Source organism: Metabacillus sp. KH_069 (genome assembly GCF_057838075.1).
The window spans coordinates 347,772-369,544 of record NZ_CM174460.1 but is presented as its reverse complement, the minus strand read 5'-3'; the positions used below and the strand labels follow the sequence as shown (position 1 = coordinate 369,544).

The 21,773-nt window shown below is 45.0% G+C and carries 15 protein-coding genes; 1 reads left to right on the top strand and 14 read right to left on the bottom strand.

Going from position 1 to position 21,773, the window contains the following annotated elements; all coding sequences use genetic code 11:
* Positions 1-7: 7 nt before the first annotated feature.
* The 11 genes from AC3ISE_RS01980 to AC3ISE_RS01930 all read right to left on the bottom strand — a co-directional run bounded on the left by AC3ISE_RS01980 (position 8) and on the right by AC3ISE_RS01930 (position 14,401).
* Complete coding sequence (locus tag AC3ISE_RS01980; protein WP_489222836.1) at positions 8-1,045, bottom strand: aldose epimerase family protein; 1,038 nt, start codon at positions 1,043-1,045, stop codon at positions 8-10.
* On the bottom strand, positions 996-2,549 hold the full coding sequence (gene galT, locus AC3ISE_RS01975) for a UDP-glucose--hexose-1-phosphate uridylyltransferase (protein ID WP_489222835.1): 1,554 nt from the start codon (positions 2,547-2,549) through the stop codon (positions 996-998). Before galT ends, AC3ISE_RS01980 begins: the two co-directional genes overlap by 50 nt.
* Entirely contained in the window at positions 2,546-3,544 is a 999-nt protein-coding gene (gene galE, locus AC3ISE_RS01970) for a UDP-glucose 4-epimerase GalE (protein ID WP_489222834.1), read from the bottom strand. Before galE ends, galT begins: the two co-directional genes overlap by 4 nt.
* Positions 3,541-4,722: a galactokinase gene (locus AC3ISE_RS01965; protein ID WP_489222833.1), complete on the bottom strand. Its 1,182-nt coding sequence runs from the start codon at positions 4,720-4,722 to the stop codon at positions 3,541-3,543. The genes galE and AC3ISE_RS01965 overlap by 4 nt, the downstream gene beginning before the upstream one ends.
* Positions 4,719-6,665, bottom strand: coding sequence for a beta-galactosidase (locus tag AC3ISE_RS01960; protein ID WP_489222832.1), 1,947 nt, complete (start codon positions 6,663-6,665; stop codon positions 4,719-4,721). Before AC3ISE_RS01960 ends, AC3ISE_RS01965 begins: the two co-directional genes overlap by 4 nt.
* A gap of 3 nt (positions 6,666-6,668) precedes the next feature.
* Positions 6,669-8,900, bottom strand: a complete 2,232-nt coding sequence (locus AC3ISE_RS01955; RefSeq protein WP_489222831.1) for an alpha-galactosidase — start codon at positions 8,898-8,900, stop codon at positions 6,669-6,671.
* A 14-nt stretch (positions 8,901-8,914) separates the two neighbouring features.
* Positions 8,915-10,636 (bottom strand): glycoside hydrolase family 35 protein, encoded by a 1,722-nt coding sequence (locus AC3ISE_RS01950; RefSeq protein ID WP_489222830.1) that lies wholly within the window; start codon positions 10,634-10,636, stop codon positions 8,915-8,917.
* Between the two features lie 11 nt (positions 10,637-10,647).
* Positions 10,648-11,439 carry a carbohydrate ABC transporter permease gene (locus tag AC3ISE_RS01945; protein WP_223443076.1) on the bottom strand — a complete coding sequence of 264 codons (792 nt, stop codon included), beginning with the start codon at positions 11,437-11,439 and terminating at the stop codon, positions 10,648-10,650.
* A gap of 89 nt (positions 11,440-11,528) precedes the next feature.
* The gene (locus tag AC3ISE_RS01940) at positions 11,529-12,380 is read right to left on the bottom strand and encodes a carbohydrate ABC transporter permease (protein WP_489222829.1); all 852 of its coding nucleotides are present in this window, start codon (positions 12,378-12,380) and stop codon (positions 11,529-11,531) included.
* 70 nt (positions 12,381-12,450) lie between these two features.
* Positions 12,451-13,722 (bottom strand): ABC transporter substrate-binding protein, encoded by a 1,272-nt coding sequence (locus AC3ISE_RS01935; RefSeq protein ID WP_489222828.1) that lies wholly within the window; start codon positions 13,720-13,722, stop codon positions 12,451-12,453.
* Between the two features lie 292 nt (positions 13,723-14,014).
* On the bottom strand, positions 14,015-14,401 hold the full coding sequence (locus AC3ISE_RS01930; protein WP_489222827.1) for an Hsp20/alpha crystallin family protein: 387 nt from the start codon (positions 14,399-14,401) through the stop codon (positions 14,015-14,017).
* A gap of 347 nt (positions 14,402-14,748) precedes the next feature.
* Here AC3ISE_RS01930 and putP point away from each other — a divergent pair, with 347 nt between their 5' ends.
* The gene (gene putP, locus AC3ISE_RS01925) at positions 14,749-16,233 is read left to right on the top strand and encodes a sodium/proline symporter PutP (RefSeq protein WP_489222826.1); all 1,485 of its coding nucleotides are present in this window, start codon (positions 14,749-14,751) and stop codon (positions 16,231-16,233) included.
* A gap of 440 nt (positions 16,234-16,673) precedes the next feature.
* Here the strand turns inward: putP and pruA are convergent, their stop codons facing one another.
* The 3 genes from pruA to ligA all read right to left on the bottom strand — a co-directional run bounded on the left by pruA (position 16,674) and on the right by ligA (position 21,748).
* Complete coding sequence (gene pruA, locus AC3ISE_RS01920; RefSeq protein WP_489224238.1) at positions 16,674-18,221, bottom strand: L-glutamate gamma-semialdehyde dehydrogenase; 1,548 nt, start codon at positions 18,219-18,221, stop codon at positions 16,674-16,676.
* Between the two features lie 293 nt (positions 18,222-18,514).
* The gene (locus tag AC3ISE_RS01915) at positions 18,515-19,723 is read right to left on the bottom strand and encodes a CamS family sex pheromone protein (protein WP_489222825.1); all 1,209 of its coding nucleotides are present in this window, start codon (positions 19,721-19,723) and stop codon (positions 18,515-18,517) included.
* A gap of 15 nt (positions 19,724-19,738) precedes the next feature.
* Positions 19,739-21,748: an NAD-dependent DNA ligase LigA gene (gene ligA / locus AC3ISE_RS01910; RefSeq protein ID WP_489222824.1), complete on the bottom strand. Its 2,010-nt coding sequence runs from the start codon at positions 21,746-21,748 to the stop codon at positions 19,739-19,741.
* Positions 21,749-21,773: the final 25 nt, after the last annotated feature.

Below are 21,773 nucleotides of genomic sequence, written 5' to 3'. Positions count from 1 at the left end.
AGAAAAATTATATTAGTCCAAATGTAAATGATGTCCGAGAACGATATGCTTCATGTGCCGCAAGCCTATGTGTCGGCAAGCCTGGGATCAGAAGCGATTCCGGGATGCGCTGTGTCTCAATGCAGATGGCCGCATATGGCCCGGTTGCCTGACCCGGCTTTAATGGATGATCGGTGTCCATCTTATTCGCCATGTAAATGACGGCTGCGGGATCTGTTGTCTGCACAACCATCTTCCGGCCGCTTTCCTGCTCCTCTACTGACACTTGGTTGAGCTCACTTTGTTCAAATAGAAAAAGGTGGTCAAAACCGTTTCCGACCTTGATGATCTGCTCGTGGTCAGACTCTGCTGCATCTCTTAATAGTTTACCAGTTTTCAGGTCAAACGGGGTTTCTTTTGCACGAATCCATTTGCCTGTCGGAATCGAATCGTCATCGAATTCGGCGATGGCATCACTTTTCATTGTAAGAGAGTGATTCAGCACGTTCCTTCCGCTGTCTGCTGATAAATTAAAATAAGCGTGGTTTGTCAGGTTAAGCCATGTATCTTTGTCCGAGCGCGCTTCGTAATCAATGGTGAATGTGTTGTCGCAGTCAAGACGGTATGTGACCTGTACATCCAGATTCCCCGGATAGCCGCCTTCACCGTCCCTGCTGAAATGGGTAAGGATGACTTCTGCTGCATCCTCATGCTCCACGGTTTTTACGTTCCAGAAAACCTGATGAAAGCCATGCGGGCCTCCGTGCAAATGATGCTCGCCTTCGTTTGCCTCAAGTCTGTACGGACCAAGCTCTGCATTTGGCACCCGTCCTGCGACGCGGCCGATGAGTGCTCCCAAATAATATGGATTTTCGATATACTGCTCAGCATGGTCATAGGCTAAAACAACATTCTCAAAGTTTCCGTTTTTATCCGGTGCCATGATCGAAGTGATCGTTCCGCCAAGGTTTAAGAAGCTGACCGAGAAGCCCTGGTCGTTTTCAAGCGTATATTTCTCAATATTTTGCTGTGGGTGCGTGAGTATCGTTTCGTGAAGGATTTTCATTTTTATCGTTCCTCTCTCTTTTTAAACTCTGGATAAAATGACTAAAATGATTATTCCCTTCATTTGTTCTTTTAAAAACTCCCGCATCCTCTAATACTCTGCTAAATTTTAATCCTACTTCTTTTTTAAGGATCCCATCAGCCGTTGTTTTTTCAAACGATTGATAGTTTGACAGCAAGTGCTGAACCCATTCCTCATGGTGCTCCGGGACTTCAGCCTCTTCCCCAAGGAGGAACGCTTCTATTTGCTGAAGCTCATGTTTCAGACGCTCTGGAAGAACAGCCAGACCCATAACTTCAATCAGTCCGATGTTTTCTTTTTTAATATGGTGCAGATCTGCATGCGGATGGAAAATCCCCATCGGATGCTCTTCGCTCGTTCTGTTATTGCGAAGGACGAGGTCCAGCTCATAGCTGCCGTCTCTCATTCTTGCAATCGGCGTCACCGTTTGATGGGATTCGTCTCCTGTAAAAGCAATAATCTCTGCTTCTTCATTGGAATAGGATTTCCAAGTATTCAGTACGTGCTCTGCTGCAGAAACGAGCGCCGCTTTATCTGATGATCGCAGTCTCAGAACCGACATTGGCCATTTCACCTTTGAGAAGGCTACCTCAGGAAAGCTTGCAATCTCGAATGTTTCATCGTCAGGTGCTTCCGCCATCGCAAACGTGTACTTGCCCGCCTGATAGTGATCATGAGAGAGGATCGATCCGCCGACAATCGGAAGGTCCGCATTCGAGCCGATAAAATAGTGCGGAAACTGCTCAACGAAAGCAAGCAATCTACGGAAGGCGTCTCCATTGATTTTCATGTCTCTGTGCTCGCCGGATAGCACAATGGAATGTTCATTGTAATAAATGTACGGAGAGTATTGAAAATACCACTGCTCATTCTCAAGGTTCAGCTCAATCACACGGTGATTGGATCGTGCAGGGTGTCCGATGCGGCCTTTATAGCCTTCGTTTTCAGCGCAAAGCAGGCACTTCGGATACTTGCTTGCTGATTTGACTGCACGTTCCCTTGCGATATCCCGCGGATCTTTTTCAGGTTTTGAAAGGTTGATTGTAATATCAATCTCTCCGTATTCAGTCGGCGTTTTATAATGGATGTTTTTCGCGATTCGTTTTGTCTGGATGTAATTGCTGTTTTGGCTCAGTTTATAAAAATAATCTGTCGCGATTTCAGGTGACAGGCTGTAATACTCTTCAAACGTTTGCTGAATTGCAGACGGCTTATCAAGAAACACATTCATCAGATTGGCAGACAGCTTTTCTTTTTCATCAAATGTTCCTTCAATGATGCCCCGTTCTGCTGCCTGCAGGACGATGATTTCAAGCAGATCGGGTATGGGAAGCAGCGTTTCCGGCAGGTCACAATCTTCATAGGCATCAATCCCAAGCAGACCGAGAATCTGGTTTCGGGCATACATCCGGTCTCTGTCTGTGATGAATTTTTTTTGGATGGCTTGCTCAACTAATTGATTGACGAATGAAGAATTGTTCATCTGGAATCCTCTCCATATCCGTTAGGTTTTGTTTGGTGCCAGTTCCATGCGTCCTGCAGGATCGTTTTGATATTCGTGCGGGATGGCTCCCAGCCGAGAATCGCTCTTGCTTTTTCGGATGAAGCGACAAGTGTGCTCGGATCGCCTGCACGTCTAGGTGCTGCCTTTGCAGGAATCGGATGTCCTGTTACTTCTCTTGCTTCCTTAATCATTTCATTAACCGAGAAGCCCTGGCTGCTGCCGAGGTTCAAAATGATGCTTTCGCCTTGTCTGCTTAAATAGTTCAGAGCAAGCAGATGGGCGTCAATCAAATCTTCCACGTGGACGTAATCACGGATGCATGTGCCATCAGGCGTTGCATAGTCATCTCCGAATACAGAGATGTGCTCTCTTTGTCCTAATGCTACCTGCAGAATAAGCGGAACCAAGTGTGTTTCTGGTGTATGATCCTCGCCGATTTCAGCTGTGGCTCTTGCTCCCGCAACATTGAAATAGCGCAGGGATACATAGCGGATGCCGTATGCTTCCTCGCACCAGCCCATCATTTTTTCCATCATCAGCTTGGATTCGCCATAAGGATTTGTCGGGTTTGTACGTTCCTTTTCTGTAATCGGAATATACTTCGGTTCGCCGTATACAGCTGCGGTTGATGAAAAGACGATTTCTTTCACATCGTGCTTCTGCATGACTTCAAGCAGAACTTGCAGTCCGTAGACATTGTTGTGAAAATACTTGAGCGGCTGCAGGACAGACTCTCCTACTAACGAATTGGCTGCAAAGTGGAGCACCTGGGTGATGTCTTCTTTTTCAAACACGCTGTTTAAAAATGCCTGATCTCTCAGGTCGCCTTCGTAAAAACCAGCTTTCGGATGGATTGCTTCTTTGTGGCCGGTCTGGAGGTTATCGATCACGACAACGTCCAATCCCTGATCTGCTAATTGATAGACTGCATGGGAGCCGATGTAGCCGGCTCCTCCAAGAACTAAAACGCTCATATATGAACCCCCAATTCAATTTCGCATGCGCCGTCCCCGATATCTGCAATGTAGAAGGATGCCTCGTAGCCGACTGCCTTTAGGTAAGATTGGCCGACTTCATCAAGGAAATCGCCGACACTTTCGCGCTCAACAATCGCAATCGCGCATCCGCCAAAACCTGCGCCTGTCATGCGGGCACCGATGACACCGTTCTGCTTCCAGGCAGCCTCGACAAGTGCATCGAGCTCTGTACCTGTTACTTCATAATCTTCCCGCAAAGAGCGGTGGGAATCATTCATCAATTCGCCAAATGTATAGAGGTCGTTCTTTTCAAGAGCTTCAAGCGCGTAAATGGTCCGTTCGTTTTCACTGACAGCGTGACGCGCGCGCTTTCTCACGGTTTCATCCGCAATGGAATCTGCGTATTGATTGAATGTTTCCATCGAGAGTTCACCCAACGACTGCACGGGTACCTTTTCCTGCAGGATTTTTAAAGCATCTTCACATTCCTGCCGGCGTTCGTTGTATTTTGAAGCGGCAAGCTCTCTGCGTTTGTTCGTGTTCATGATCACGATAACGTGATGCTCTAAATGAATCGGAGCATAGCGGTATTGGAGCGTATTGCAATCCAGCAGCATGCCGCACGCTTTTTTCCCCATGCCGATGGCGAATTGATCCATGATCCCGCTGTTGACGCCGATGTATTGATTTTCAACGACCTGACCGAGCTTGACGAGCTCAATCCGGTCTATTTTCAGATTAAAGAGAGAATCAAGCATGACGCCTGTAACCAATTCAATGGAGGCGGACGATGATAAGCCTGCGCCGTTTGGAATGTTTCCATAGATTAAGAGATCAAGTCCCTCTTCAATGAGAAAACCGCGCTGCTTTAAAGCTGCAATCATCCCTTTAGGGTAGTTCGCCCAATCGTGTTCTGTCTGATAGCTCAAGTCATCAAGCGAGCACTCAACAATCCCCTTATCAGGAAAATTCACCGAGTACATGCGCAGCATCCGGTCTGAACGCTTTGACGCAAGCGCGTAGGTTCCGTACGTAATCGCACATGGGAAGACGTGCCCGCCGTTGTAATCTGTGTGTTCCCCGATCAGGTTAATGCGTCCCGGTGCAAAGAAACTTCGATAGTCTCCGCTTCCGAACTTTTCCCTGAATAAGCCTTCTAATTCCCCCGCATTCATGATGAGTGTCCCCCTCGCTCCATGATTTTTGTTTCAAACGGCTGCAGCACTTCTCCTTCAAAAGCTGCTTCCTCGTGGTTGTGGTTCATGACAATCACATGACCGCCGCGAACGACAACTTCTACACCTGGCTCGCTCTCGATGCAGGAGATGCCTGATTCGTTTAAGACAGTTAAAGCTAACTTAGAAAGGACGCCTGCTTCAGCACCTGTTCCGACATAATATGCTTTTCCGTTTCCATACTCATTGACTGTTAAGGCCGCATAGTTTTTATAAAAACGGTCGCTGTAGGAATAAAGAGCATCTGCAGACGTTGTCCGGATAAGATCTCTCCACACCTGAGCCTGCGCTTCTTTCTTGCCGTCTTTTGAAAGGATGGAAACGTGCTGGCCCGCATGAAGCGATTCCGCTTCATCGATTTCAATGCCGAGCAGTTCTTTTAATTGATAAGGCGATTTGTCGCCGAATGGAATGTTGTTGTCTTTGTTTTTCATGCCGGCACGGAATGAGAAGATTACAGTGCCGCCGCTTTCTGTGAAGGCTTTTAATCTTGCAGCAAGCTCTTCATCTACAAGTGTAAGAACTGGTACCAGCACGACTTTATAATTTGAGAAATCATGGTCGTATTTGAGAACGTCCACGGATACATTCACATCATGAAAAGGCTGGTACAGGCGCATTAATTCGTTTGTAAACTCCAGCTGTGAGCTCTGCTGCTGAATGCGCATCGACCAGATGTTATCAAAGTCATAAAGCACGGCTACATCTGATTGGATTGGTGACTCGAACACGTCTTCATGCTTGCGGATTTCTTTAAACACTTCCTGAACTTCGTAAAACTTTCGTGAACGGGTATTATCGGCGTCAATAATGCCAAGGCAATACTGCTCTGCCCCTCTGTTCATGCCTCTGAAGCGGAAGTACAGCATGTTGCTGCATCCGTGTGCAAATGCGTGGTACGACCATAATTGCGCCTGGCCTGGTCTTGGAAGATACCCGATAATGTCATGACCCTGTGCTCCCATGAGCTGTTCAACAATCCAGAAGTTCTCGCGTTTGATGCCGCGGACAAATCCGAGCGTGAATGATAAGAAGGCCGGTGTGACTGGCTCTGTCAGCCCGCCCCAAACCGGGTAATTGTCATAAGACACAAAATCTAAGTCTCTTGAAAACTCGTTGTGGTCGAACCATTTTCCGAAGAAACCGCCCGGGAGATTGGTTGTAACCTCTTGATGAGCTCCCTTTAACTTTTTCACTAGATTCAGATGCATCTTCGCGAATTCACTTAAAGACTCGCTTCTGAATCTTGCCCAGTCGAGCATCATCGCCGGGTTATGAACCGTGATCGTCGGCTTTGGAACCGGAATTTCCTCAAACGCGTTATACGTCTGTCCCCAGAAAATCGTTCCCCAGCGCTTGTTCAGTTCATCAACCGAGTCATATTTTTTTGCAAGGAATGTGTGAAAAGCTTCTCTGCACTGATCGCAGTAGCACATATCGCTGCCTTCATGGCCCAGTTCGTTATCAATCTGCCAGGACACGATGCCGCTCTCATTTTGATAGTGAGTGACCAGCTTTTCGACGATTGCTAAAGAATACGTTTGATAGTTTTTAGAGTTATAGCAGTACTGTCTTCTGCCGCCGAACGATTTCGGATGGCCGTTTTCGTCTTCGAGCAGAATATCCGGATGTTTTTTTACGAGCCAGGCCGGGAACGTTGCGGTCGGTGTTCCGAACATGACCGCGATGCCTTCTTTCTTAAACCGGTTTATGACTGCGTCAAAAAAAGAGAAGTCATACTGACCTTCTGAAGGCTCCATTAAGTGCCAGGCAAATTCGCCGATGCGCACCATGTTGACGCCCATTTCCTTCATCTTTTCAATATCTTCGCCGAACAGGGATGGATCCCAATGCTCTGGATAGTAATCAACGCCTAAATACATGTCTCATCCCCCATTTTTCGTTAAGTGGAATACGCTTGATTGGAAATCTCCGCCGCGCTCTGCATGATTCTTGTTCACACCGTTGTACTCAACCGGAAGCGGCAGTCCTCTTTGCATCAATTCATCTCCGCCATACGCCTGATCTGACCCGTTCACGCGGTATGTGCTGTTTGCATCAAGGCCCGCAAGCTTCAGTGTCTGGATTTTCTTCGGATTTGGAGTGGCCAGTCCTTGATACCAGCCGATGAATGCTTCTGTCTGATCCTTGGAGACGATCATCCACGCTGTTTCATTCGATTCAAACGGGCTGATCAATCTGTAAAAATCGCCGTTTCTGATCAATGTGCGGTGTGATTTATATGTTTCAATCTGATCTTTTACTTCTGCTTTTTCTTCATCGGTCATTTTGTTCGGATCCAGCTCATAGCCGAACGTTCCGAAGTATGCGGCATCACCTCGCGCCTTTAAGGAAGTTCTGCGCAGCGTCTGATGATTTGGAATATCGGAAACGTGCGAACCGATGCTGTAGATCGGATAGATAAAGGAAGATCCATATTGAATTTTCAACCGCTCCACCGCATCCGTATCATCGCTTGCCCAGGCTTGAGGTGCATAATAAAGCATTCCTGCATCAAAGCGGCCGCCGCCTCCTGCACATGATTCAAACAGCACGTCAGGGTATTTCGAAGTCAGTCTTTCATACAGATCGTAAACCCCAAGAATGTATCGGTGGAAAAATTCTCCCTGGCGATCCTGTCCGAGTGCTGCAGAATACGCTTCGGTGATGTTGCGGTTCATATCCCATTTGATATAGCTGAGCTTTGCTGATTGGATAATGGAGGAGATTCTCTCAAAGAGATAATCCACCACTTCTTCTCTTGTGTAGTCAAGCACCCACTGATTGCGCCCGTATGAAATCTGCCGCTCGGGATCATGAATGACCCAGTCCGGATGCTTTGAAAATAGATCGCTTTCCTCTGAAATCATTTCAGGCTCAAACCATAGACCGAACTTCAGCCCTTCTTTTCGGACCGACTGTGACAAGGCGTCGATTCCGTCCGGTAATTTGTTTTTGTCCACAAACCAGTCACCGAGTGATGTCGTATCATCGTTCCGCTTGCCAAACCAGCCATCATCCAAGACGAATAATTCAACGCCGAGTTCTTTGGCCTGCTTGGCAATTGCGACGATTTTGTCTGCATTAAAGTCAAAGTACGTGGCTTCCCAGTTGTTGATCAGCACAGGACGCTCTCTTTTTTGCCAGACAGGTGCAATGAGATGCTCTCTGAAAAGGTTGTGAATGGACTGAGTAAGACCGTTCATCCCTTGACCTGAGTACGTCATGACAGCCTCTGGCGTATGGAACGATTCGCCCGGGTTCAGGCGCCAGTTAAACTGGAACGGATGAATGCCCATTTGAATGCGAGCTGTATCATAATGATCGACCTCAGCCTGCGCTAAAAAATTGCCGCTGTATACGAAGTGAAAGCTGTAGGCCTCCCCGCTTGTTTCAGTTGTATGCGGACGTTTCAGCGCCATAAACGGGTTATGATGATGCGAGCTTGCTCCGCGAATGCTTGAGATCGACTGAATGCCGGTTTGCAGCTTTCGTTCTTTCACATGTCTCTCTCTTGACCATGTTCCGGCAAGATGGACCATTGTAAAATCATGATCGGCAAGATCGAGTGACAAGCTCATCATTCTTTCGATATCGACCGGCTGCTCTCCCTCGTTTTCAAGGCTTGCATGTCGTGTGATCGAAGAGCTGTTTTCAAAGATTGTATAGGAGAGTTTAAGTTTCAAATCTCTCACTTTATCAAGCAAGGTAATGATTAGCGTGCGCGCTTCGCCTGCATTGGCAAACGTAGCCGGCATGCCGGGGATGCGCTCTTTTCCATCAATCACTTCACAGGATGAATACTCAAACTTGCTGACAGAGCTTCCATTTGGATGCCGCAGGGAAATCGCCGGCTCTCTGAAATCGCTCGTTCCATAAAGCGGGTATTCCTGACACACTGTCTCAAGTGAAAAGGCAGGATCATTCTTTTCAGGATGACAGCTTGCCGCAGTCGGAATATGATAAGCGGCAAAATGAGAGAAGTCAGGCTGATGGTTCAATTTTTTTCCGTAGTACAGCTGGCCAAGCTCCCCGTTTTTCATGACATGAAAGATATAGCTGACCGTTTTGTTTGTAAGGTGGAATTGGTTGCGTTCTTCATTTATGAATATAGGCATCGCAGCGTGCTCCTTTAGCCAAGATTTGGTTCATTCGTAAGAGTGATGGAATGTGCATTGGTTCCTTCCAGCTCGATAAGTAAAATCTCATTTGTTCCTTTTTTCAAAATAGGACCCGGCACGTACAGGCTTTTTTGAGGTCCTTCTGCGACCCAGTAGCGGCCAAGGTTAAAGCCGTTCACCCACACATTTCCTTTCGTCCAGCCTTCTAAATCAATAAAGGTATCCGCAGCTTCTTCAATCGAAAGTTCACCTTTGTAAAAACGCGGAAAGCGTTCATCTTTTCCCTCAATGAATGAAATGGCTTCTTCATCAGGATTAAGAGAATAGACGTCCCAATGGAACCAGTACTGATTGCCGATCCAGAGGTTGTCGATGATGCCCTTTTTATCCTTTAAGTGCTTGCCGTAATTGACGCGTCCCATGTTTTCAACAAAGATTTCAAGGATGTTTTCCTTTTCGCTGAATGGCAGCTTTATAGTTTTTTCTGCATCATTCCGGTACACAGTGCGCTCAAGCTTTCCGTTAATGTAAATAAACGCTCTGTCGCGGATTGGCGTGATATCCATTTCGAGCTCGCCTTGCTTTGTAATCGTTGTTTTGTAAAGGATATAGCCGTAGTTCTGATCCAGTTCCTCCATTGATTTTGGAGCAATAAGCGTTTCCGGTGCTTTTTGCTTCAGAAAATCGAACACACTCATTTGCTGTGTCAGCTGAACGGTTCCATAGTGTTTCTTTTCAGATGGAACCGGGTTTTCATTAGGAACATCCGTGTATTTAGACAGCACCTGCTTAACAGCACGGTATTTCTCCGTCGGGTCTCCCCATTCTGTCAAAAGTGCGTCATAATCATAGCTCGTAATGGTCGGAGTGTAGAATTCGTAATGATTTGCCCCGTTCATGTACCCGAAGTTCGTTCCGCCGTGGAACATATAGAAATTAACGGAAGCACCCTGTGATACCATTTTTTCGTATTCGGCAGCTACATCAGCAGCCTCCCGCGTATGATGCTTGCCGCCCCAATGATCGAACCAGCCGATCCAGAATTCGGCGCACATTTTCGGAGAATTCGCTCGAAACGTTTCGAGCGCGGCAAAGGCTTCCTCAGAGCGGGAGCCGAAGTTCAAGGTTGTCACAGCGTCCTGCATGGAGCCGTGCTGGATGAACTCTGGTCCGTCTGAGGTGAATAATAGAACATCAATTCCAGCCTCTTTAAAAAGCTCTGCTGAAGCATTCAAATACTCCAGGTCATTCCCGTAAGCGCCATATTCATTCTCTACTTGAACGGCGATAACCGGTCCGCCGTTTGACGTTAAATGCGGCACGATTTTCGGAAGCAGGACGTTAAAATAGGAGCGCAGATGCTCAAAGAAGACAGGATCTGAACTGCGGAGCGCCATGCCATGCTCTTTCAGCAGCCACCCTGGAAATCCTCCGAACTCCCACTCTGCACAGATATAGGGAGCCGGTCTGAGGATGACGTACAGATTCAATTCTTCTGCTTTTTTTATAAAACGTTCAAGGTCCGCTAACCCTTCAAAGTAAAACTCGCCTTTTTTAGGTTCATGGATATTCCAAGGAATATAGGTTTCAACCGTATTCATGCCGAGCTGCTTCAATTTGAGCAGCCGGTCCTCCCAGTACTCCGGAACGACCCGGAAGTAATGGATGCTGCCGGATAAAATCTGAAACGGCTCATCATTTAAATAAAACTGGTTCCCCTTTGTTGTCAGCATCTAAATTCCCCCTATTTCACAGCACTGCCGAGCATGCCTGAGATAAATTGCTTTTGCAATACTAAGAAGAAGATAATGATTGGAATCGTTGCGATCGAGACACCCATCATGACTTGACCGTAATCAATGTATGAAAGACCCATTAAGCTTGAAAGCGCAACCGGGAACGTGTACATGCTTGCATCGTTTAACACAACAAGCGGCCACATGAAGCTGTTCCACTGTGTCATGAACAAGAAGATCGATGCTGCCGCAAGCGCCGGACGCATAGATGGTGCTACAACTTTAAAGAAGATTTTCAGTTCTCCTGCTCCGTCTAATCTCGCTGCTTCAATCAGCTCTGTCGGGAACGCAAGGAAGTTCTGTCTTAATAAGAAAATCGCGAATGGGTAGCAAAGCTGCGGTGCAATGACCGCAAAGTACGTATTCAGCAAATTCAGCTCAGACATCATGCGGAATAGCGGAATCAATGTTGCCTGATACGGAATCATCATTGACAGTAAAAACGCAGTAAAGATAAAGTTTCTGCCTTTGAATTCAAATTTTGCAAGAGCATATGCTGCAAGCGAACATACGGCGAGCGCTGCGACTACATATAAAAGTGATACAAACAGAGAGTTGAACATAACCTGCGGAATATTAATGGATGCATTCAGGTTTTGGAAGTTCGTCATCAGCTGATCGCCGGGCGTCAGTGTCGGCGGATTCGTAAACATCTTTCCTGAATCATTTGTTGCGCCGATAAACATCCAGTAAAACGGGAAAATCGAGATAATCAGGAAAAGCATTAATAAACTGTACATGCCAAGCTTCTGCGGCAATTTTTTGCTGCGCTTCTTCTTTGTTTCGGTTAGGAAATTCGTCTGGATTGTATTGCTCGTTTCTGCATTCATTATCTATCACCTGCCACTTTAAATTGAATGAACGTTAGGATGCCTACTAACACAACCACAATGTATGCAATGGCTGATGCGTAGCCGAACTGGAAGAATTCGAATCCGTTTTGATAGATGTATAAGCCCAGTGTCATCGTTGAATCAGCCGGTCCGCCTTTTGTTAAGTTGAATGGCTCATCGAATAGCTGCAGCGTTCCGATTGTCGATAATGTTCCTGCGAACAAAATGACCGGCTTCAGCTGCGGAATGGTAATGTAGAAAAACTGTCTGATCTTTCCTGCACCGTCTAAAGAAGCAGCCTCGTACATATCGTTTGGAATGTTTTGCAGAGCTGCAAGGAAGATAACCATGTTGTATCCCGTCCATCTCCATGTCATCGCAAGAATGATGGATGCTTTTGCCCAAAAGCTGTCTGACAGCCATGGAATCGCTTCCATACCTAAAAATCCAATCACCGTATTAATGATTCCTTCCTCCTGAAGCATGATCGAGAAAAGGATGGAATATGCCACAAGTGATGTTACGGCTGGAAGGAAAAACGATACTCTGAAAAATCCTTTTAATCTAAGAAGTCCGCTGTTCAGCACACTTGAAAGCACAAGTGCCAGAATCAGCATGATCGGGACCTGAACGATAAAGATGATAAATGTATTCATTAAGGCTTTATGGAAAATTTCATCCTTGAATAACGTGACGTAATTATCGAATCCGGTAAAGATATATTCCCCTGCCTCAAAGGTTTGAAAGCTTAACAAAAGAGATGAAAATATCGGATATACTGTAAAAATAATAAAGAGTATAACTGCAGGGGCGATAAACATATAAGGAAATAAACGTGTTTGACTCATGCAAGATCCCACCTTAAATTAGGAAAGGGCTGAATTAGATTCGGCCCTTTCTTTTTCATTTTTCAATGTATTATTTAATTCTGTTGTCCAGGCGTTTCTGTGCTGCCTCGTATGCTTTTTCAATAGACACCTTGCCGCTGACTGATTCAGACTGGGCTTTGATTGATTCATCCATTGCCAGTGAATAGTTGCCTGTGTAGTTAACAGATGGAATGCTGTCCATTTGCTCTGTGAACGTGCTCCAGATCGGCTGGTTCGAGAAGAACTCCTGCTCTTCAGTGAAGATCGGCTCATCATAGACTGTGTTAAGCGTCGGGAATAAGCCGCCTTTCATTGCTTCAAGCTGTGTTTCTTCATCTGTTGAGAAGTATTCCATGAAGTCATATGCTTCTTGTTTTTTATCCGTAGATTGCATGATGACGTAGTTGCTTCCGCCTAAGTTAGAAGCACGGTTTCCGCCTTCTTCAAATGCAGGAAGAGGAATAACGCCCCACTTGCCTGATGTATCTTTGCCTTGTCCTGTGATGGAGCCTGAAAGCCAAGCACCTGATGGAGCTGTTGCTACTTCACCGCTTACCATCGCACTGATCCACGCATCCCAGCCGACTGTATTTTTCACTAAGCCTTCATCTTTAAGCTGCTTGATCACTTTTGCAGCATTCATTGATTCTTCTGATGTTAAAGCAAGCTCTCCTTTATCATCAAAGTAAAGTGAACCCTGCTGATTCATCATCATGCGGTAAAGGCCGTCGTCACCGTTTAAATCAAGTCCAAGCATTGGTTTGCCTGTTTTCTCTTTAATGACTTTACCCGCTTCAACAAATTGCTCCCATGTTTGAATATCTTCTGCTTTTACGCCAGCTTCTTCAAAGATATCTGTGCGGTAAAAGACGCCTGTCGGACCGCCGTCAAACGGGAAGCCGACGATTTTATCATCAACCGTTAAAAGGTCTGTCTTGCTTGAAGGAAATTTATCAGCCTGCTTATCAAAGCCGTACTCTTTTAAATCTAAAAATGCTTTAGGATAAGATTCTGCATATCCTTGAATGCGGTCATCTTCAACAAGAACAATGTCAGGAAGGCCTTGTCCGCCCGCCTGCAGACCTGTTGTTAATTTTGAATAAACATCTTCTCTCCCGATTTCTACAATCTCAAGTTCAAAATCAGGATTTTCTTTCTTATAGCGTTCGGCTGCTGCTTCAAGTACAGGAACGTTGATGTTCCAAGCCCAAGCCGTCAATTTTTTGTCGTCTTTGCTTGTCTTTTCAGAAGATCCTCCTGAACAAGCAGAGAGCATGCCGATGATTAGAACCAGACTAATCAAACCTATTACCTTTTTCATGTTTTACCCCCTATTAATCTTAATCAAAAGATACTGACCGCAAAAATGAAATCGTTTACAAGACTAATAATAGAATAATAGTCGGAAAATTTCAAGTAAAATTTAACTAAAAGTTTTTACTATTTTACCTTTTATTTTACTTAAATAATTCTCACCCACAGAAAAAGGCGCCGGAATATCCATCCGCGCCTTTTTATTATTGTATTCTTCACTTTTTTCATCTTAAAAATTGAACTATATCACCATATTCTTTTTACTTAAAATTCTGTTATTATCTGATGCATGTTTTACTTCAGTCAATCTCGATTTTAGTTGATGCCTTCTTTGGAATCGTGATTTTCAAAACACCATTCCGGTAGTTCGCCTTTAAATTTCTTTTCACAGCTGAAGGGGGAATAGGAATTGATTCTTTGCCGTTTTTCTTCTCATTTTTGGCTGATTTTACTGTGATGATCAGATCTTCTCCGAGAATTTCAAGTTTAATATCCTCTTTTTCAATTCCGGGCAATTCTGATTTCACAATAAATGCTGCATCCGTTTCCTCCGTCATCACCTGAAATCCTTTTGGAGCGAATGATTGTTTGAAGTAATCGTCTATGCTTCCGAGAAGGGTATTCTTCGGCCGCGAGACAAAAAAATCATTGATCAATTTCATCGGATCTTTACCGTTTGAATCCATGTTCAATCCTCCTGACATCGTTCATTTATATCTCATTATCATATGTAAATACGCGCCTGTTTGCCTATCCGTAAAAAAGTTGTTTTGTTTTAAATCTGACTGCACATAATACGTAATATTGAAAGTAAAAATATTACATCAGAAAATTCTAAATAGTTTTACTTTAATTCTTTTAAGAAAGCGCTTACGTATACAAGCCCCATAGGTCACAAGCACCAAAACCCGCGCCATTCCTGTTTCAAATCCTTGAAACAAGGGAAATAGTTTGTTAGGTTAAGTAACCGTAGGGCTGAACGGATTGCAATTTTTGGTTCTTATTACATGATCACTTTAGTCAAAGGAGAGATTTGGTGGAAATTGGAACATTGGTATCACTCGGAATTTATTTTGTCGGCATGCTTCTTATTGGATTCTATGCCTACAAGAAGTCAACAGACGATGTGTCCGGCTACATGCTTGGGGGACGCGGACTCGGACCCGCAGTAACGGCACTATCGGCAGGGGCTTCAGACATGAGCGGCTGGATGCTCATGGGGCTTCCAGGAGCTATGTATACAACTGGATTATCAAGCATGTGGATAGCTGTTGGACTTACAGTTGGAGCTTACTTGAATTACATTTTAGTTGCACCGCGTCTCAGAACCTATACAGAGGTTGCAGACGACTCCATTACGATCCCGGATTACTTTGAAAATCGCTTTAAAGACAAAACGCGTATTCTTCGCTTCGTTTCAGCGATTGTCATCCTTATTTTCTTCACGCTTTACACTTCAGCAGGATTAGTTTCAGGAGGATTGTTATTTGAATCTTCATTTAAGCTTGATTACATGACAGGTATGCTTTTAACCGCAGGTGTAGTTGTAGCTTATACTCTATTTGGAGGATTTTTGGCCGTAAGCTTAACTGACTTTGTACAGGGAATTATTATGTTCCTTGCACTCGTTCTTGTACCAATCGTAGCATTCACAAACTTAGGCGGAGTTGGGCCAACATTTGATACAATCCGCGCAATTGATCCAACTTATTTGGACATCTTTAAAGGAACATCCGTTATCGGTATTATTGGATTTTTAGCATGGGGCTTAGGTTATTTCGGACAGCCTCATATCATCGTCCGTTTTATGGCGATTTCTTCTATTAAAGAATTAAAACCTGCACGAAGAATCGGCATGGGCTGGATGATTATTTCTGTCTTTGGCGCAATGCTTACAGGTCTTGTAGGGATCGCTTATGTCGATCAGACGGCGACAACTCTGGCAGATCCTGAGACCATTTTTATTAAGTTTGCACAGGTACTCTTTCACCCATTAATCACAGGGTTCTTGCTTGCAGCGATTTTAGCTGCGATAATGAGTACCATTTCATCGCAGCTGCTTGTTACTTCAAGTGCACTGACAGAGGACTTTTATAAAACGTTCTTCAGACGTGAGGCAAAAGATAAAGAGCTTGTCTTAGTTGGACGGCTTTCCGTACTGCTGGTAGCCATTATCGGCGTGCTGCTGTCACTTACTCCAAGTGATACTATCCTTTCATTAGTAGGATACGCATGGGCAGGATTCGGTTCTGCATTCGGACCGGCCGTGCTGCTCAGCTTATACTGGAAACGCATGACGAAGTGGGGCGCTCTTGCCGGTATGATCGTTGGGGCTGTCACAGTTCTGATTTGGGTAAACGTCCCTGCACTGAAAGAATTTATGTACGAAATGATTCCCGGCTTCTTCTTAAGTTTACTTGCTGTTTACGTAGTCAGCTTGATCACAAGCAGACCTTCTAAACGGGTTCAAAATACGTTTAACGAAATGGAAGAAGTTTTAGAGGAAGAAACAAAGTAAGAAATGATAAAACGCTTAGGAGGCTGAATCTTCCTAAGCGTTTTTCTTTTGTGCTTTTTTTCTTTGATTTCTGAAATAGAGATGTATCGTAATCGCTATCAAAAAACCGATGGAAAACACGATATCCTTTATTAAATCATCGATGGGGAAAACCATGGATAACATACTGAATACAAACAAGATGCCGGATAAAAATAATAACGCATTTAACCTCTTCTCAGCCACTTGAAATCACCTCACAAGAAAAGCGCAAGCGCCCGTTTAGCGCAGGCATGACAGATAAGGATCCGCCAGTAAAGGCGCTTTTTGCTTTACTGGCGGATCCGTTCTGGCCGAGGAGTTGGGCGTTGGAGCTAGACATCGTATAGCAAAATTTTATACTTTCTTATCTCACAAAAAGAGCTTAAACAAACGTTTGTTTAAGCTCTTTTCTCCTTCTATTACAGCGTTTCTGATGTTGTTTTTGCCTGAAGGTGAAGCAATAAATAATCCGGGCCGCCCGCTTTTGAATCTGTACCGGACATGTTGAAGCCGCCGAATGGCTGATAGCCAACGATCGCACCTGTACAGCCGCGGTTGAAATACAGATTTCCAACGTGGAAGTCTTCGCGCGCTTTTTCGATGTGTTCACGGTTGTTTGTAAGGACTGCCCCTGTTAAACCGTAGTCCGTGTTGTTGGCAATTTCAATCGCATGATCAAAATCTTTTGCTTTCGTAAAGCCGACAACCGGACCGAAGATTTCTTCCTGCATCAAGCGTGCTTTCGGATCAAGATCCGCAATGATTGTCGGCTGAATGAAGTAGCCTTTAGAGCTGTCTCCTTCTCCTCCTGCAACGAGTTTCCCTTCTTCTTTGCCGATTTCTACATAACTCATAATTTTATCAAATGCAGCCTGATCGATGACAGGACCCATGAAATAAGATTGGTCTGCTGTATCGCCGACTGTTAATTCTTTTGTTAGTTCAACTGCGCGATTCAGGACCTGATCATACACATCCTCAACGATGACTGCACGGGAACAAGCAGAACATTTTTGTCCTGAGAATCCAAATGCTGATTTCACGATTGATTGTGCAGCTAATTCCAAATCTGCGTCTTTATCAACGACAATCGTATCCTTGCCGCCCATTTCCGCAATAACGCGCTTCAGCCAGATCTGACCTTCATTCACTTTAGAAGCACGCTCATAGATGCGTGTGCCTACGTCACGTGAACCTGTGAAGCTGATAAAACGGGTGCGCGGGTGATCAACTAAATAGTCGCCAACCTCAGCGCCGCTTCCAGGCACGAAGTTCAATACGCCTTTAGGAAGTCCGGCTTCCTCCATCACTTCAACAAACTTTGCCGCAACGACCGGAGTAGTCGAAGCCGGTTTTAACAAGACTGTGTTGCCTGTTACGATAGCTGCGATTGTCGTTCCTGCCATAATCGCAAACGGGAAATTCCACGGGGAAATAATAATCCCTACACCTAAAGGAATGTAGCTGTAACGGTTGTACTCACCCGGACGGCTTTCAACCGGCATGCCATCCTTTAATTTCAGCATTTGGCGGGCATAATACTCAATGAAATCAATCGCTTCTGCTGTATCCGCATCCGCTTCATTCCAGGGCTTGCCTGCTTCTTTCGTTAAAAGCGCAGAAAACTCATGCTTGCGGCGGCGAATGATCGCTGCAGCACGGAAAAGAATGTCCGCACGAACTTCCGGCTTCACTTTACGCCACGTGTTAAATGTCTCATCTGCCACTTGCATAGCTTTCTCGGCTAACTCCCGGTTCGCCTTCGAAACGCGGCCAATCACCTCTTCTTTATTTGAAGGATTCACAGAAACAATTTTATACTCTGTGGAAATACATTCTCCGCCAATGACCAAGTGATAATCCTGCCCTAAATATGACTCAACAAGCTTCAAGCCTTCAAGATAGGCTTTCTTATTCTCTTCTGCTGAAAAATCAGTAAATGGTTCGTGTTTGTACGGTATCATGATTTAAATTCGCCTCCCTGCAAGTATGAAACGTTTACACCCCCATTCTAACGAAAGAGATGGAAACTTTCAAACTATGGTAAATTGTCACAATATTAAGTTTATTATGTTTAGAGAGTAGGAGAATAGCTAGATTGAAGTGGAAGGCTTGGTTTGATGCCCCGGATAGTCAGGGCTTCGTTTCTGCTAGGTACACTGAATGTGAATTCCCGCTTAAGCAATTCACTTAGAAAAATGGCCATCTCTAGTTCCACCTATCGAAAAAAGCCACCTCACAATGTGAGATGGCTAATCAATTATTGATAAATATGAACGGTCGGCTTTTCCTGTCCCGGTTTGCGGACGATCAATGCCTCTTGGCCGCTAGTTGAATTGATGTTTACTTCAACTGAAACATAGTCAGGGAAATAGTCTACGACTTTCCCAGTGACAAACTGGGTAAAGGCAATGACTTCTGATTTTCCGTAGAACTGCATCGGTATATCAATCTTCAATTCTTGCATTTCTTCCCCTTTGTAAAAGGCTTTGCCGATGACGCCTGTGTAGTTAGGGAAAAATTCGTCGATATCCTGCTTGAATCGTTCAAAGAGGTTGGCATCCTCGCGGTAGTCTTCCATTCCTTGAGGCGAAGGGAAAAAGACATATTCCTCATCAATGCTGTCCCATTTGCCGATTTGATTGCTGCCGCCGTCTACTACTGTGCTTGCAATAAAGCTTCCCGGTACAATGGAAGACTTCGGTGCTTGTTTATATAAGGCAATGACAACAGGGATATTTTCAAGGCCTTTTTGGCTGCGGACACGCTTAATGACTTCTTCCGCCATCTTTTTGCCTTCCGCTTCAAGCTTCTGCGGATCGATGACATATTCACGCTGCGGCTCACCGACCGCTTCCCGGTAGTAATGAACCGAATTTAACGCAAGCCCAATAACAACGCCGCCGAGCTCGACTGTGTTTTCGCCTTTGCGGACTAAGTAATTGTGTTCAAGCATGTGTGCTAGGTAGATTGGGCTTTTTTCGTTCTTTTGAATGTAGTCGCCTTCTGTGGCTTCAGGCGGGTTCAGCCCTGTATTTTGAAAAGGTTCTTTTTTCGTACCGTTTGAATTTTTCCCTTTACTCTCTTCAATTGCTGCCTCAAGCTTCTCGCCTTCAAGCTTTCGGCTCAGCCATTTTCTTACCGTCTTCTCATCAAGATATTGTCCCTCTTGATATAGATGATCTTCCGGAGAAAATTCTTCCTGTGCCACTCTCATCAATCCCGTTTCGAATTCATCTATGTCTAGACGGGTATTGATATTTTCAGCAACGAGTCCTCTTGCTTTTCCCTCTTTAAAAGGGAGGATCATTTTATAGTAGGAATCTGAAATGTTGTATTTAGGAATGATCGCTTTTTCGGTTGATTCATCTTCCGTTTCCCTCACGATTTCCTCTTGATCGCCAAAGCTGGGTGCGCAGGCTGAAAGGAATAAACAGCCTGCAAGCAGCATTACCATTACTTTTTTCAAGTCGGAATACACCTCTTATTTTCTTAGTTCCTCAAGCAGTTTCGTCTCATCCCAAATGTCGATGTTTAACTCTTGAGCTTTTGAAAGCTTGCTTCCCGCATCTTCCCCGGCAACGACTAAATCTGTTTTTTTGCTGACGCTTCCGGCTACCTTGCCGCCCAGCGCTTCGATTTGGTCTTTTGCTTCGTTTCGCGAAAGCTCTACTAGTTTCCCGGTTAAAACGACCGTTTTGCCTGCAAAGAAGGAATCTGATTCCTCTGCTTTTACTAGCTTTGGCCCTAAGTAAGCCATATTGACTCCGCATGATTTCAGCTCGGAAATCAGCTCATTCATCTCAGGCTGTTCAAAATAAGTCACGACGGCATCCGCCATCTTATCGCCAATTTCATTGACCGCAATAATCTCATCTCTTGAGGCTGTTTGCAATCGTTCCATTGTCTCAAAATGCTGCGCAAGCGTCTTTGCTGCCTTTGCGCCGATAAAACGGATGCCAAGACCGAACAGCAATCTCTCAAGTGAGCTTTCTTTTGAGTTTTCAATCGCCTGAAGCAGGTTGTCCACTGATTTCTCACCCATCCGTTCAAGCTCGAGCAGCTGCTCACGGGTCAATTTGTAAAGATCGGCAACATCCTTAATCAGGTTTTCTTTGAAAAGCTGGGCAATAACCCGCTCACCAAGACCATCGATGTTCATCGCATTTCTAGATACAAAATGAATTAATCCCTCGCGAATCTGCGCCGGGCACTTAGGATTGATGCATCTAAGTGCAACTTCGCCTTCAATCCGGACAAGCTCGCTTTCACATTCAGGACAATGCGTCGGCATTTTGAACTCTTGCTCGTCGCCTGTGCGGTGCTCGAGTAAAACATTTACAACCTCAGGAATAATATCCCCAGCTTTTTTGATGACAACGTAGTCTCCAAGACGAATGTCTTTTTCACGAATGAGATCTTCATTATGAAGAGAAGCGCGTTTTACTGTTGTACCAGCAACACGGACAGGCTCAAGTAGTGCAGTTGGTGTAATGACACCAGTGCGTCCAACCGTTAATTCGATATCAAGCAGCTTCGTCATCACTTCTTCTGCAGGAAACTTATAGGCAACTGCCCAGCGCGGGCTTTTGGCTGTAAAACCAAGTTCCTCCTGCTGTTCAATCGAATCTACTTTGATCACGATGCCGTCAATTTCATATGGCAGATTAGCTCTTTTTTCCTGAAGGGATTCAATCAGCGTAATTACTTCGTCAATTGAATCACATCTGCGGCGCTCTGTATTCGTTTTAAACCCAAGCTCCTCGAGAGCATCAAGTCCTGCACTTTGAGTGGCCGCTCCAGTTTCTTCACCAAGGTCTGCAATACTATAGACGAAAATATTCAGATTTCGTTTCGCCGCAATTTTAGGATCAAGCTGGCGAAGGGAGCCTGCAGCCGCGTTGCGGGGGTTGGCAAACGGCTCTTCTTCGAGCTGAATTCTTGTTTCGTTTAATTTTTCAAAAGATGATTTTGGCATGTAGGCTTCGCCGCGCACTTCAATTGAAAGGTTTTTCTTTAATTTAAGCGGAATGGACCGGATTGTTTTTAAGTTTTCGGTGATATCTTCGCCTGTTGTGCCGTCCCCGCGCGTTGCACCTCGGACGAATGCACCGTTTTCGTAAGTGAGAGACACGGCAAGTCCATCAATTTTCAGTTCAACCATATACTGAACATCATCGCCGACTGCCTGTCTCACGCGGCGGTCAAAATCTCTGATATCCTGCTCATTGAAGGCATTTCCAAGGCTTAGCATCGGTTTCTTATGCTGCACCTTTTTAAATCCTTCAAGGATATTGCCGCCGACACGCTGCGTTGGGGAATCTGGTGTCTTCAGCTCAGGATACGTTTCTTCAATCTCAATCAATTCATGAAGAAGCTGATCATACTCAGAGTCAGGCACAGTCGGTTTATCAAGAACATGATATTCATAGTTGTATTTATTTAATAAGTCATGCAGAGTTTCTGCGCGTTGTTTGGCTGCATTCATATCCATCCAGGGTCCATTCCTTTCCTTTAAC